Origin of the sequence: Tateyamaria sp., assembly GCF_039940735.1 — a bacterium.
GTDB lineage: Bacteria > Pseudomonadota > Alphaproteobacteria > Rhodobacterales > Rhodobacteraceae > Tateyamaria.
The window spans coordinates 42,985-56,235 of the sequence record NZ_JBDVGB010000033.1; the positions used below are offsets into that span (position 1 = coordinate 42,985).

General features: G+C 55.7%; 14 protein-coding genes, 1 pseudogene and 1 riboswitch. Of the genes and pseudogenes, 1 reads left to right on the forward strand and 14 read right to left on the reverse strand.

Annotated elements, in window-relative coordinates:
- Nucleotides 1-2: 2 nt before the first annotated feature.
- The 14 genes from ABJF76_RS06085 to miaB form a co-directional block, all read right to left on the reverse strand.
- Complete coding sequence (locus tag ABJF76_RS06085; protein WP_413819871.1) at nt 3-452, reverse strand: GNAT family N-acetyltransferase; 450 nt, start codon at nt 450-452, stop codon at nt 3-5.
- Entirely contained in the window at nt 449-1,093 is a 645-nt protein-coding gene (locus tag ABJF76_RS06090) for a phosphoribosylanthranilate isomerase (RefSeq protein WP_413819870.1), read from the reverse strand. The genes ABJF76_RS06085 and ABJF76_RS06090 overlap by 4 nt, the downstream gene beginning before the upstream one ends.
- A 9-nt stretch (nt 1,094-1,102) precedes the next feature.
- The gene (locus tag ABJF76_RS06095) at nt 1,103-1,453 is read right to left on the reverse strand and encodes a LapA family protein (RefSeq protein WP_413819869.1); all 351 of its coding nucleotides are present in this window, start codon (nt 1,451-1,453) and stop codon (nt 1,103-1,105) included.
- On the reverse strand, nt 1,453-1,737 hold the full coding sequence (gene ihfB, locus ABJF76_RS06100; protein WP_413819868.1) for an integration host factor subunit beta: 285 nt from the start codon (nt 1,735-1,737) through the stop codon (nt 1,453-1,455). Before ihfB ends, ABJF76_RS06095 begins: the two co-directional genes overlap by 1 nt.
- 302 nt (nt 1,738-2,039) lie before the next feature.
- Nucleotides 2,040-3,740 (reverse strand): 30S ribosomal protein S1, encoded by a 1,701-nt coding sequence (gene rpsA / locus ABJF76_RS06105; RefSeq protein WP_413819867.1) that lies wholly within the window; start codon nt 3,738-3,740, stop codon nt 2,040-2,042.
- 480 nt (nt 3,741-4,220) lie between these two features.
- The gene (locus tag ABJF76_RS06110) at nt 4,221-4,826 is read right to left on the reverse strand and encodes a hypothetical protein (RefSeq protein ID WP_413819866.1); all 606 of its coding nucleotides are present in this window, start codon (nt 4,824-4,826) and stop codon (nt 4,221-4,223) included.
- Between the two features lie 165 nt (nt 4,827-4,991).
- Nucleotides 4,992-6,173, reverse strand: coding sequence for a methionine adenosyltransferase (metK, locus tag ABJF76_RS06115; RefSeq protein WP_413819865.1), 1,182 nt, complete (start codon nt 6,171-6,173; stop codon nt 4,992-4,994).
- Between the two features lie 3 nt (nt 6,174-6,176).
- A riboswitch (SAM-SAH riboswitch) is annotated at nt 6,177-6,226 on the reverse strand.
- Nucleotides 6,227-6,247: 21 nt separating this feature from the next.
- Entirely contained in the window at nt 6,248-7,750 is a 1,503-nt protein-coding gene (gene lnt / locus ABJF76_RS06120; protein ID WP_413819864.1) for an apolipoprotein N-acyltransferase, read from the reverse strand.
- The gene (locus tag ABJF76_RS06125) at nt 7,747-8,634 is read right to left on the reverse strand and encodes a hemolysin family protein (protein WP_413819863.1); all 888 of its coding nucleotides are present in this window, start codon (nt 8,632-8,634) and stop codon (nt 7,747-7,749) included. The genes lnt and ABJF76_RS06125 overlap by 4 nt, the downstream gene beginning before the upstream one ends.
- 54 nt (nt 8,635-8,688) lie before the next feature.
- Nucleotides 8,689-9,183 (reverse strand): rRNA maturation RNase YbeY, encoded by a 495-nt coding sequence (gene ybeY, locus ABJF76_RS06130; RefSeq protein ID WP_413819862.1) that lies wholly within the window; start codon nt 9,181-9,183, stop codon nt 8,689-8,691.
- Nucleotides 9,184-9,248: 65 nt separating this feature from the next.
- Nucleotides 9,249-10,241 carry a PhoH family protein gene (locus tag ABJF76_RS06135; protein ID WP_413819861.1) on the reverse strand — a complete coding sequence of 331 codons (993 nt, stop codon included), beginning with the start codon at nt 10,239-10,241 and terminating at the stop codon, nt 9,249-9,251.
- Between the two features lie 145 nt (nt 10,242-10,386).
- A complete protein-coding gene (locus ABJF76_RS06140; protein WP_413819860.1) occupies nt 10,387-10,689 on the reverse strand; it encodes a hypothetical protein in 303 nt (100 codons plus the stop codon).
- Nucleotides 10,690-10,701: 12 nt separating this feature from the next.
- A complete protein-coding gene (locus tag ABJF76_RS06145) occupies nt 10,702-11,220 on the reverse strand; it encodes an OmpA family protein (protein WP_413819939.1) in 519 nt (172 codons plus the stop codon).
- Between the two features lie 274 nt (nt 11,221-11,494).
- Nucleotides 11,495-12,817, reverse strand: a complete 1,323-nt coding sequence (gene miaB, locus ABJF76_RS06150; protein ID WP_413819859.1) for a tRNA (N6-isopentenyl adenosine(37)-C2)-methylthiotransferase MiaB — start codon at nt 12,815-12,817, stop codon at nt 11,495-11,497.
- Here miaB and ABJF76_RS06155 point away from each other — a divergent pair.
- Nucleotides 12,816-13,251 (forward strand): annotated as a pseudogene (locus tag ABJF76_RS06155) (hypothetical protein); the annotation flags it as partial. The gene miaB and the pseudogene ABJF76_RS06155 sit on opposite strands and share 2 nt — an antisense overlap.

The following is a 13,251-nucleotide window of genomic DNA, read 5'->3' on the forward strand; positions in this document are numbered from 1 at the left end:
GTTCAGATCAGATCGCGTTTATACCCGATATGCGAAGGGGTAAAGCCAAGGCGCTGATAGAAGCGGCTCGTTTGTTCACGACTTTTGTTCATGGTCAATTGCATCAAGACACAACCCGCAGCGCGCGCCCGGGTTTCGGCATCTGCGAACATCGCTTCGCCGATGCGTTGCCCCCGCAAATCACTGGCAACACGCACCGATTCAATCTGTGCACGGCGGCTGGCGCGCAATGACAACCCGCTAATGAAAATGATTTGATAGGTGGCCACGATACGCCCGTCGCGTTCGCCCACAATCAGATGGTTGCTGCCCTCAACCCGCATCCGCCGAAAGGCGGACAGGTAGATGTTGATGTCATTACTTTCGCGCGTCGCGCCAAGGATATCGTCCTGCAACAATTGAAGGACGGCATTCACGTCCGCCTCCTCTGCTTCTCGGAAAATAACGTTCATGGCGTGCGCGCGGCGGCGACAAAGGCGCGCACCAGTTCCGCATCTTTGACCCCCGGCGCGCTTTCCACGCCTGAACTTACGTCAACTTGGGCAGCCCCGGTCAAGCGAATAGCCTCGGCCACATTGTCAGGGGTCAGCCCCCCGGCCAACATCCACGGCACCGGCCAGCGTCGCCCAGCAATCAAACGCCAATCAAAGGCCAAGCCATTGCCACCCGGCAGATCAGCCCCTTTGGGTGGTTTTGCATCGACCAAAAGTTGATCGGCCACCCCAGCATAGCTGTCCAACGTTGGCAAATCACTGGCATCAGCCACACCAACGGCTTTCATCACAGGCAAGCCATAGCGCGCCTTGACGTCGGCTACGCGCTGAGGTGTTTCAGCCCCATGCAGCTGCAAAACATCTATCGGAACAGTTGCCGTTAGCGCGTCCAAGGCCGCATCATCCGCATTCACAACAAGAGCCACCTTAGCGATCCCTACAGGCACCTCTAACGCAAGCGCGCGCGCAACATTCAACGACACATGACGTGGTGACTTTTCGAAAAATACAAGACCGACATAAGCTGCCCCCGCCTCTGCCGCCGCAGACACGTCCTCAGGGCGACTTAGGCCACAGATCTTTACCGAAACTGAGGGCACATCGGGGGCCTAGCTTGCCTCGTCCAGCAGAACCAGAACTTCATCCTGACCTTCGTGCTTTTCGTCCTTCAGGCGTTTCACTTCACGCATCAGGCGACGCACTTCGCGTGCATTGTGGGCATTTTCAGCGCGCACCGTATGTTCACGCATCCATTCCCAAACAAAGCCAACCAGCACACCCACTAGGATACCGCCAAAGATCACCAGGAACAGGGGCAATGACACCGTCGGTGCCACAGCAAACAGACCCGCGATCTCGTCCGGTAACAATTTCAATGTGACCGAACCGCGGTTGGCCAGCGCAACTGCAATCAAAGCAACCGCAAACACGGCAATACAAGAGTAACGAATGTAGCGCATTATGCTTTACCGTTCAGACGATCGCGCAACAGCTTCCCCGTCTTGAAAAATGGAATATGTTTTTCGTCGACTGCGACCGTTTCGCCAGTACGCGGGTTGCGCCCGACGCGGGCGTCGCGCTTTTTGACAGAGAACGCGCCAAATCCACGTAGCTCCACACGGTCCCCCCGCGCCATTGCATCAGTGACCTCGTCAAAGATCGTATTCACAATCCGTTCAACATCACGTTGATACAGGTGCGGGTTTTCGTCGGCGATCTTTAGGATCAGCTCAGACCGGATCATAGCAATTCCTCCCAAAGCGACGCATCGCCTGATAGATTTTCCACCTGCGACTATAAGAAGAATAACACGGATCGTGAATAGGAAGCCTTTGGTCTAAGCGGATTTTTTCCGCCTCAAAACCGGGGAAATCGACCTCGCCCGCATCATTTGTGTCTTAAAGCTCGATCGCGCGCCGGAGATTCAAGTGAGCGGTCCAAAGTTGATAAATTGATTCGGTCTTATAAATTTGCTGCCACACAAGCAAAGAGGGGCCCAAATGGGCCCCTCTTTCTTATCACTTTTTCTTGAAGAGAAGGTCTGACTTACTCGTCGTCTGTCTTCAACGCGGCGCCAAGAATGTCGCCAAGGCTCGCGCCGGAGTCCGAAGACCCGTACTGCTGCACGGCCTCTTTCTCTTCCGCGATCTCACGCGCCTTGATCGACACACCCAAACGACGGGTCTTGCTGTCGATGTTGGTGATGCGCACGTCAACTTTGTCACCGACCGAGAAACGCTCAGGGCGCTGTTCGGCACGATCACGTGACAAGTCAGAGCGACGGATGAAGGACTTCATGCCTTCATATTCCACTTCGACGCCACCTTCTTCGATCGCTGTGACTTCAACCGTCACGATCGAACCGCGCTTCACGCCGCCAACCGCTTCGGAGAATTTGTCACCGCCGACACCTTTGATCGAGAGCGAGATGCGCTCTTTTTCAACGTCGACTTCGGACACAACGGCACCAACCATATCACCCTTGCGGTAATCCTGAATGGCTTCTTCGCCGCGCTGGTCCCAAGACAGATCGGACAAGTGCACCATGCCGTCGATGTCGCCGGGCAAGCCAACAAACAGACCGAATTCGGTGATGTTTTTGACTTCGCCTTCGACTTCTGTGCCCTCGGGGTGGGTTTCTGCAAACACTTCCCATGGGTTGCGCATAGTCTGTTTCAGGCCAAGGGAAACGCGGCGCTTGGCACCATCGATTTCCAGAACCATGACTTCGACTTCTTGGCTGGTCGACACGATCTTGCCGGGGTGCACGTTCTTTTTGGTCCAAGACATTTCGGACACGTGAACGAGGCCTTCAACACCGGGTTCCAGCTCAACAAAGGCACCGTAGTCCGTGATGTTGGTCACGCGGCCAGTGTGGTTGGATTCCAGCGGGTACTTGGCGGCAACCAGATCCCATGGATCTTCTTGCAGCTGTTTCATACCCAAGGAAATGCGGTGGGTTTCTTTGTTGATCTTGATGACTTGCACCTTGATCGTTTCGCCAATCGTCAGGATTTCCGACGGGTGGTTGACGCGACGCCATGCCATGTCGGTGACGTGCAGCAAGCCGTCTACGCCGCCAAGGTCCACGAACGCACCGTATTCGGTGATGTTCTTGACCACACCATCGACGTTCTGACCTTCGGTCAGGTTGCCAATGACTTCGGCACGCTGTTCAGCACGTGATTCTTCAAGGATGGCACGACGCGACACAACGATGTTGCCACGGCGGCGGTCCATTTTCAGAATCTGGAACGGCTGCTTCAGACCCATCAATGGGCCCGCATCGCGCACAGGGCGCACATCAACCTGCGAGCCGGGAAGGAACGCAACAGCGCCGCCCAGATCGACGGTAAAGCCACCTTTGACACGACCAAAGATCGCGCCTTCGACGCGGGCTTCGCCAGCGTAGGCTGTTTCCAAACGATCCCAAGCTTCTTCACGACGCGCCATTTCGCGCGAAATGACGGCCTCGCCCTTGGCGTTTTCAGCCGAGCGCAAGAAGACTTCTACTTCATCGCCAACAGCGATTTCAGGAGCTTCACCGGGATTTGCAAATTCTTTGAGCTCAACGCGGCCTTCCATCTTGTAGCCGACGTCGATGATGGCCTGACCCGCTTCAATTGCGAGTACTTTGCCTTTAACGACAGACCCCTCTTCGGGTGTGTCCATTTCGAAGCTTTCTTCAAGGAGGGCTTCGAATTCCTCCATCAATTTATCAGCCATGTGGCGTCGTTTTCCTAACATCTTGTGTTTTTCGGGCCGTGCGGTTGTCTCCGCCGGTCTTTCGGGTTTCCATTGGTCAGGCGTTTTGCAAAACAAAGAGGGCCGAATGGTTTCGACCCTACTCATCTCAATGCTATGCGCGGTATTTACGCCTTGTCGACGTTCGCGCGTATACTAAGGAGTCCCTCGACAGGCAAGACCTGACAGACGTGATCGAACTGGGCGGCAAAAACCAGCGAACCACATGCAGTGTTCACCTGATTGGGGCTCTGCCCCAAACCCCGAGGTATTTGGAACCCAAAGATGGTAAGGACTTATTTACCAATCTACGCCATCTTTACGACGCGGAACAGGCAGAGGTGCCGATGACCGCACCCGAAGACGCCCTTGGTGACTAGTTCACCAAGGGTGCTTTTGCTTTCTTTGGGTTATAAATACCTCGGGGAGTGCGAGGGGCTGGCCCCTCGCTGCGCTTAAGCGCAAAAGGGTTGTTGAACCTTATCAAATTTCCTCGCCGAGTTCCTGCAACTCTTTCAGCAGGTCCTGAAATATACCGTTGCTATCGCCGCCGCCAAATACCGTTGCGCCACCTGAATAGGTCTGCCCATAGGTCCGTGCGAGGTTGATTGTTTGTATAAAACCAGAAAACAGCTGGTCTTTTTCCAATGGGCTGAGCGGGTGAATAAACACAGCCCACAGTCGGCCCTGAGCCACCGCATAACGCGCATCAAGAGCGCTGTCGAAGTTTGCCTGCATCAAACGCATCAACTCGTCCGCAGAAATGCCGTCGGCTGAACGAATCGGAACCATCGCGCGCATCCGGTCTGCGTTGGGGTCTGCGATGACAACCAAAGGGATGTCGTCGATGGTGAATTGAATCCCACTGCCGCCCGCCTGAGCGTCGGGATCGATGGCTTGGATAATTTCCGCCATCCGCCGCATTGTCATCGGCGGTTCTAACGCGTCCGGCGCCGGGACAGCTGGCGCTTCAGCGCGGGGTTCATTGTTTTCTGCATTTGGGGTTTCGGCATCTTGGGCTGCGATCACAGTCGCCGCCCCACCAAGTGCAAGAGCCAGCAGTACGGGCGTGATAAAGCGCAAATTCATGTCAGCAACCTCTCCTTCGACACGGAAAGGCTAAGCCAGATCAGTTTTAAATGCCAAGCACCGTTTGGTGATGGAACTGTCACAAATTTTATCCAAAATGTGGCCCCGTCGGTGCCGTCGCAATTGCGGGACGGCACCCACGTTTCAATTCCCAAAAGCAGGGGGTTAGAGGCTGGATTTCAGCACATCCGCCAAATCCGTGCGTTCCCAGCTGAAACCACCATCGGCCTCGGGCGTACGACCAAAGTGGCCATAGGCCGCAGTGCGCTGATAGATCGGTTTATTCAAAGACAGGTGTTCGCGAATACCTCGTGGGGTCAAGTCCATCGCTTGCGCAACAGCGCGTTCGATCGCCTCTTCGTCCACTTCGCTGGTGCCAAACGTGTCGCAATAGATCGACAAAGGTTTGGACACCCCGATCGCATAAGACAGCTGGATGGTACATTTTTCAGCCAATCCGGCCGCCACGACGTTTTTCGCCAAATAGCGCGCCGCATAGGCCGCTGAGCGATCAACTTTTGTCGGATCCTTGCCGGAAAACGCGCCGCCACCGTGTGGGGCGGCACCGCCATAGGTGTCCACGATAATCTTGCGCCCGGTCAGGCCCGCGTCCCCATCAGGGCCGCCAATCACAAACTTACCCGTCGGGTTCACGTGCCATTCCGTATCGTCCGTCAGCCAGCCATCAGGCAGCACTTCGTGGAAATACGGGGCGACGATGGCGCGGATGTCTTCGCTGGTCAGGCTTTCATCCAAGTGCTGCGTCGACAGCACAAGGGAAGAGATGCCAACAGGTTTGCCATCGCGGTAATTTACGGACAGTTGCGATTTTGCATCCGGCCCAAGAGTAGGTTCAGTGCCATTTTTGCGCACTTCGGCCAGACGGCGAAGAATCGCGTGCGAATAGTGGACCGGCGCAGGCATGAGTTCGGGTGTTTCGTTGGTTGCAAAACCAAACATGATGCCTTGATCGCCGGCACCTTCGTCCTTGTCCCCTGCCGCATCGACACCTTGGGCAATATGCGCGGATTGTTCGTGCAGAAGGTTGGTCACCTCGCAGGTGTTCCAGTGGAACTTGTCCTGCTCATAGCCGATGTCTTTGATGCACGCGCGCGCGATTTCGTCGATCTTGCCCATATAGGTGTGCAATTTGTCCTGATCGCTTAGGCCGACTTCGCCGCCAATCACCACGCGGTTGGTCGTTGCGAAGGTTTCGCAGGCGACGCGGGCTTCGGGTTCTTCGGCCAAAAAGGCATCCAGAACAGCATCGGAAATGCGGTCGCAAACCTTATCGGGGTGACCTTCGGAAACAGATTCCGAAGTGAAAGTGTAATTCTGGCGGGACATACGTGCTCCAATCAAATTGCATCCGTCGCGTCAGGAAGCCGTTGCGACAGGTTCAAACGCACTTACGCCCCCGATCAAGACCCGTCAATGGCACCCGCCCGCCGCCTACGGGAACGGCGCAACACAAACGCGATACCACTGATCAACAGAAACACCGCCCACGGCACATCGCCAGTGCGTGCATAAAGCGTAACCGCGCCCGGCTTAGGTAACATGGCGTCAAGATATCCGGCCTCGTTCAAACCGAGTGATGCGATCACCCGCCCCTTGGGGTCGATCATCGCCGAAATGCCGGTATTGGCGGCGCGCACCATGGGCAGACCTTGTTCAATCGCGCGCATCCGCGCTTGTGCAAGATGCTGTTGCGGACCCGATCGCGCGCCAAACCACGCATCGTTGGTCAATTGCATCAAAAAACCGGGCCGTTCAGGCACATTGCCGACATCATGAGCAAAGACGGCTTCGTAACAAATAAGTGGCAAGGCCCGGCCGACCGCCCCAAAGTCCAGCAATTGCGGCCCTGGCCCGGCCGAATACCCCCCCTGTGCCCGTTGGGCCAAACCGCCAACATTGATGCGCTGAAACAACCACGCGGCGGGCATGTATTCGCCAAACGGCACTAGGTGGTGCTTGTCATAACTCTGGGTCACCTGCCCCGCCCCATCCAGCACTACGAGGGAATTAAAGTAGGCATTGTCTTGCTGTCTTTGGATACCCAGCACCACAGGCGCGCCGCGCGCGGCATCGGCAATGACATCAAAGACTGGTTGCGCATTTTCGGCCAAGTACGGCAGCGCGGTTTCAGGCCATAGGATAAGGTCTGGATCGCCGGGCGCTGCAGTGAAATCGATCTGGCGATTGACAAAGATCGGGATCATCTCGGGATCCCATTTTTCATCTTGCGGCGCGTTTGGTTGGACCATGCGGATCGTGTGTTCGCTTAACGCGCTGTCCTGCATCGGCACTGCAAACAGCAGTGACAAAGCCAAGGCCGCCAAGCCAGCAAAACTATACCACCCCTTGGGCAACGCCAAAACTGCCGCCACCGCGCCAAGCGTCGCCAACATCATCCCGTGTGGCCCAAGCCACGCTAGCCCCTGCCCGGCCCACGCATCGACCAACGCCTGTACAGGTGTCGCCCATGGGAAGCCTGTGAAGATGTAAGCGCGCAGCATTTCAGCGCCTGCCCATGCGATCACAAGGGTTATTGCCCCGCCGCCAGCCCAACGGGCAAAGGCCAAAGCACCGGCCCAAAAAGCCCCAAGTAAAAGCGCAAGCAACACCACGGCAAAAGGTGCCATCCAGCCCGTTGTCGCGGCATCAACCTGAAAAGGTTCAGTAATCCATGTGAGGGTCAGCGCAAAATAGCCAAGCCCCAGCGCCCAGCCATTCAATGTCGCCATGCGCACCGTGCTGGCCGCTTGTAGCAAGACAAAGCCTGCACAAAGTGGGATTACGATGGCTGGGACAAATCCAAACGGCGCATGCGCCAAAGCGCCGAATGCACCGCAAAGCGTTGCAAGTCCCAACTGTGCCCACCGCGGCAATTGCGCGATGCGCGCCGAAAGGGCGATCATTCGGCGGCGTCCTGCCCTGTCAGGCGCACGCGCAGCCGTTTGATGCGGCGCGGATCGGCATCGATCACTTCGAATTCTGGGCCATCGGGATGTTGCACCACTTCGCCGCGCGCAGGCACACGGCCCGCCAGCATGACAACAAGACCGCCCAACGTGTCGATTTCCTCTTCGTCCACATCTTCATGGGTGGTTAGCGACACGCCCACTGCGGCCTCAAATTCATCCAGAGGCGTTTTGGCCAGCGCCAGATAGCAGCCGGATTTTTCGCGGGTGAAATGCACGTCGTCTTCGACATCATGTTCGTCTTCGATTTCACCAACGACCTGTTCGATTAGGTCTTCGATCGTGACCAACCCGTCGACGCCACCATATTCATCGATCACCAGCGCCATGTGGCGCCGTTCTGTCTGCATCTTGGTCAGCAGCACACCGATGGTCATCGAAGGCGGCACAAACAGCAAAGGGCGCAGTTGCGCGCGCAAATCGAAATCCTTGTCGGATCCGTTAAAGCCATGGTTCAGCGCAATATCCTTGAGGTGGGCAAACCCAAGCGGGGTGTCCAACGTACCCTCAAATACAGGCAATCGCGTCAGGCCGCTTTCTTTGAACACGGCCACGAGTTCTTCTAGGGAAACGGTGTCAGACACGGCTGTGATATCGGCCATCGGCACGGCCACGTCTTCGACCCGCATACGATGCAGGTTGATGATACCGTGGCTTTGTGGGCGCGGATGGCTTGGGGCCGCATCGTCCTGAGGCGTTTGTTCCGGGCTGAGCGCGCCGATGACGCGCGCAAAAAATCCAACCTCTTGATTGGGTTGGTCCGTGTCATTGTCTGACTGCGCGCGGTGCGCTGCGTCAGACGGTCCGTCGTTTTCGCCCATTGGCTCCTGTCCAGTTCACATGCCCCCCGGATGTGGGTGGGCTATCGATGTACCTTAATATGGGTCAGGCACCCCCATTTTGCCAAGTAGTTTGACTTCAAGGGCTTCCATGACCGCGGCATCATTGTCACGGATATGGTCATAACCAAGCAAATGTAAAACCCCATGCACGATCAAATGTGTCACATGGTCGTCCATCGGTTTGTTTTGCGCTGCTGCTTCGCGCGCGCAAGTGTCATAGGCGATGGCGATATCACCAAGGCTGTATATACCATCGGGATCAGCGGTTGGGGCATGGGGTGCGTTGCCATCTGTGTCAGCGTTTAGGTCTTCTTCGGGCCAGCTGAGTACATTTGTCGGGGTCGGTTTGTCGCGAAAATCGGCATTGAGCACCGAGATACGCGCGTCATCGCATGCCAATACCGACAGTTCCACCTGCGCCAGTTTGGCGTGTTCTAATACCTGCGCCACCGCTGTCGTGGCCAACGTGACAAGGTCCATCCCTTGCCAACGGTCATCTTCGATCAAGATGTCGATGTCATGTGGCATATGTCGCACGTGGGGGTTTCACACCCCCACACCCCCGTGGAGTTTATTTGGCAAGATGAAGGGGATCACGAGGCGGTTGTGTCCGCCTCGTAGGCTTCGATGATCGCGGCCACAAGCGGATGGCGCACCACGTCTTTTGACGTGAAGTAGTTGAACCCGATTTTAGGCACGGTTTTGAGCAACCTTTCAGCATCGGCAAGCCCCGAGGGTACGCCGCGCGGCAAATCAATTTGCGTGCGATCCCCTGTGATCACCATCCGCGATCCTTCCCCAAGCCGGGTCAGGAACATTTTCATCTGCATCGTGGTCGCGTTTTGCGCCTCGTCCAGCACCACAAAGGCGCGCGACAGCGTCCTCCCGCGCATAAAGGCCAATGGCGCGATTTCGATGGTTTTTTCTTCTTTCAGCTTGGCCAACTGCTTACCTGGCAAAAAATCATTTAGCGCGTCGTAAAGCGGTTGCATGTAGGGATCGACTTTTTCCTCTTGGGTGCCGGGCAGAAAGCCAAGACGTTCGCCGGCCTCGACCGCTGGGCGGCACAGGATGATTTTGTCCACTTGGCCCGAGATGAACATCGACACGCCCACCGCCACAGCCAGATAGGTTTTGCCCGTGCCCGCAGGTCCGATGCCAAAGGCCAGTTCTTGGTCGAAAAGCGATTGTACGTAAGCTTTTTGTGCAGCCGTGCGAGGTTCGACCAGCTTTTTGCGGGTTTTAATTTCGATCCGGTCGCCCACTGGCATTTCAAGTTGATCACCAGTCGCTGCGTCGGTGTCTGGTTGCGCGCTGCCCATGCGCAGCTCACGATCCACATCTGCGGGTTCAACATCTTTGCCCGTCTCAAGACGCAAATAAAGCGCATTCAGCACCGCCGCGGCGCGCGATTGCACGGTTTCTTCGCCCTGTACAGCCAGAACATTGCCGCGCCTAATCAATTGCACATCCAACGCGTTTTCAATCAACGTGAGGTGCCCGTCATAGGGACCACACAGGTCGATCAGCAACCTGTTGTCAGAAAATTCCAAAACCACTTCGTTTGACGGTTGGTCTAGGGTCAATGCCTGCTCCTTGCGTTTGATTTGATCAAGCGTGGCAAGTTATGCGGACAGGTGCAACGGCCTGCCTGCGATATTTTACCGTTTCAAACAAAAAGGCCGGAGCGCATGGAACGCTCCGGCCTTTTTTCATGCAACTTAAGCGCAATTAGTTCGGATCGTTAAAGGTAGAGCCGCCTTTAAAGTCACCGACTGTTTGCGTCGGCTCGGCGATACCGGAACACACTGGTTTGCCGAACGGGTCAAGACGCGCCGAAAGATAACCTTCTACACCGTCATCGATGATCCAGTGATCACACCCATTCGGGTCAACCCAGATACCCGCTTGAAGCTGGCTTAGGCTTTTTTGGTCAAATCCGCGGTCGATTGTTTTGTCCGCAGGAAGGCCATTGGCACAAGCGGTTACCCCAAGAGTCGCGATCAGCAGTGGGACGAATTTCAACTTAGTCATAATACCTGTCCCTTATTGAATGCAGATGATTTCAACACGGCGGTTCTTAGCTTGACCATGTGCCGTCTTGTTCGACGCTGTCGGAACCCGCTCGCCCAAACCGCGTACATCTGCAATCCGAGCGCCCGATTCTTGCGCCACTGCCGCCACCGAGTTGGCGCGGTTCAGAGAAAGCCGCAAATTATAGGCGTCGCTGGCACGGCTATCCGTGTGACCTACGATAATAAAACTGGTCGCAGTCGAGTTCGAAAAGAACTCTGTCAGACGTTGCTTGCCGGCCGGATGAACACGGAAGCTATCCGTTTTGAAAAACTGATCCGATTGCATCACACCGCATAGATTACCACGGCGGCAGACTGGAATACCTTTCCGGTTCACGTGGGGCGTCATAAAGCCCTCCGTGCCGTCATCCATCACCCAGTGCTCGCAACCATCGGGATCAACCCAGATCGTTGGAATATACCGTCCTTGGTCGCGTCCCTCTTGGGACCGCGTTTGCCCAAACGCCTGCGCGGATACGTCCGAAACCATGAATGAAGTAGATGCCACAGCGGTGACAGCCGCTACGGTCAGAAAATCTTTTACTGTTTGGGAAAACGAATTCACCACACTTGTCCCTTTTTAATTGCCCCCCCGCAAAAGTCGAAACCACGTCGAGAACGGGATCGGCGCTTGCAATACATCGTTCAGCCTAAGGATATTTTAACGTCCTGTGAACCCATTTCGACTATATATTGTGCCCATTTTGGCCTCAGTTACCAAAAGGATCGCCTTTTCCTATTGAATTTACAACTCTTAGTTCAGTTCAGGCCAATTCACCGGACAAAGAGTTGCGCCCGGAGCCAGTGATTCTAACCTTGGCGATATCGCCTGCGGTCACACGCGAATCTGTCACATGCACCGCATGCAAGTATTCGCTTTTGCCGACCATTTGCCCTGGATCCCGTCCCGGCTTTTCAAAAAGCACGCTGACAGTGCGGCCCACCATGCCCTGTTGGATGGTTTGTTGTTGCGCAACGATCAAAGTTTGCAGTCGCTGCAAACGGTCATCCGCTTGGGCTACATCGACTTGTGCGCGTTCAGCGGCAGGTGTGCCTGGGCGAGTCGAATACTTGAAGGAATAGGCATAGCCGTATTTCACGGCCTCGACCAAATCGAGGGTTGCTTGAAAATCTTCTTCGGTTTCTTCGGGGAAACCGACGATAAAGTCGCCTGACATCACAATGTCAGGGCGCGCCGCACGGATACGTTCAATGACGCGCAAATAGCTTTCTGCGGTGTGGCTGCGGTTCATACGCTTCAATATCTTGTCGCTGCCCGACTGCACTGGCAGGTGCAGATAGGGCATCAACTTGGCACATGTCCCATGCGCTTCGATCAGCTCGTCGGTCATGTCATTGGGATGCGAGGTGGTAAAACGGATGCGTTCCAACCCGTCCACACGGTCCAAATCCCAGATCAATTTGGCCAGTGTATAGTCCGAGCCGTCTGGCCCAGCGCCGTGATAGGCATTTACGTTCTGCCCCAACAAGGTGATTTCGCGCACGCCGCGTTCGACCAAATCGCGTGCCTCGTCCAGAATACGCGCGGCAGGTCGGCTGACTTCGGCGCCGCGTGTGTAAGGCACCACACAAAAGGCGCAGAATTTATCACACCCTTCCTGCACTGTCAGGAACGCGGTCGGGCCACGGGCCGCTTTGGGGCGAGCCTTCAGGCGTTCAAATTTGTCTTCTTCTGGAAAATCTGTGTCCAGAGCCGTCGCGCCTGTGCGCGTCAGGGCCTCCATTTCAGGCAGGCGGTGATAGCTTTGCGGCCCAACAACCAGATCGACCGCAGGTTGGCGGCGCATGATTTCGCCCCCTTCGGCCTGTGCAACACATCCGGCCACACCAATCTTCACATCCGGGTTCGCCGCCTTGTAGGTTTTCAAGCGCCCCAGCTCAGAATAGACCTTTTCGGCTGCTTTCTCGCGGATGTGACACGTATTGAGCAAAATCATGTCGGCATCATCAGGCGTTGCCGTTTGCTCATAGCCCTGCCCGCCCAGCGCTTCGGCCATGCGTTCACTGTCATAGACATTCATCTGGCAACCATAAGTTTTGATGAAGAGCTTTTTCGGCGTCGTCATGGGCATATCCAGAGCAAAGAAAAATGATTTTGGCGATGTACCAGCCACCCGCCTCTCTTGCAATGCGCCGCAGATTGACCGAATGAAAGAGAGTATACATGAGAAACCGAACGTTATGCAGTACGACAATTTAAGCAGCTTCACCAACTCCCGTCAGGCTGTTCCTCAAAAAGGTCCAGTCGCGTTGGTCTTGGTCGAAGACGACGTCGAGGTCGCAACCACCTTGCGCCACAACCAGCAGGCAGGGTTCCAACACATCATCGCTTGCATGCCGCCTCAGTTCGAATTGCCCCGCGATTTGGTCGAAGTCGTGACCCGCATCGACTATGATATGAATGCCCCGGATGCGATGCAGCAAGCGGTCAATCAGGTGATCGCAGCGGTGCCAGCGGGCACCTGGATGTACTACTGTTACAATGCCGAGTTTCTTTTTC

Excerpts from the sequence above, each read along its gene's own strand:
- ABJF76_RS06085 (WP_413819871.1), bottom strand. The coding sequence starts at position 452 with ATGAACGTTATTTTCCGAGAAGCAGAGGAGGCGGACGTGAATGCCGTC.
- ABJF76_RS06095 (WP_413819869.1), bottom strand. The coding sequence starts at position 1,453 with ATGCGCTACATTCGTTACTCTTGTATTGCCGTGTTTGCGGTTGCTTTG.
- ihfB (WP_413819868.1), bottom strand. The coding sequence starts at position 1,737 with ATGATCCGGTCTGAGCTGATCCTAAAGATCGCCGACGAAAACCCGCAC.
- rpsA (WP_413819867.1), bottom strand. The coding sequence starts at position 3,740 with ATGTTAGGAAAACGACGCCACATGGCTGATAAATTGATGGAGGAATTC.
- ABJF76_RS06110 (WP_413819866.1), bottom strand. The coding sequence starts at position 4,826 with ATGAATTTGCGCTTTATCACGCCCGTACTGCTGGCTCTTGCACTTGGT.
- metK (WP_413819865.1), bottom strand. The coding sequence starts at position 6,173 with ATGTCCCGCCAGAATTACACTTTCACTTCGGAATCTGTTTCCGAAGGT.
- lnt (WP_413819864.1), bottom strand. The coding sequence starts at position 7,750 with ATGATCGCCCTTTCGGCGCGCATCGCGCAATTGCCGCGGTGGGCACAG.
- ABJF76_RS06125 (WP_413819863.1), bottom strand. The coding sequence starts at position 8,634 with ATGGGCGAAAACGACGGACCGTCTGACGCAGCGCACCGCGCGCAGTCA.
- ybeY (WP_413819862.1), bottom strand. The coding sequence starts at position 9,183 with ATGCCACATGACATCGACATCTTGATCGAAGATGACCGTTGGCAAGGG.
- ABJF76_RS06140 (WP_413819860.1), bottom strand. The coding sequence starts at position 10,689 with ATGACTAAGTTGAAATTCGTCCCACTGCTGATCGCGACTCTTGGGGTA.
- ABJF76_RS06145 (WP_413819939.1), bottom strand. The coding sequence starts at position 11,220 with ATGGTTTCGGACGTATCCGCGCAGGCGTTTGGGCAAACGCGGTCCCAA.
- miaB (WP_413819859.1), bottom strand. The coding sequence starts at position 12,817 with ATGACGACGCCGAAAAAGCTCTTCATCAAAACTTATGGTTGCCAGATG.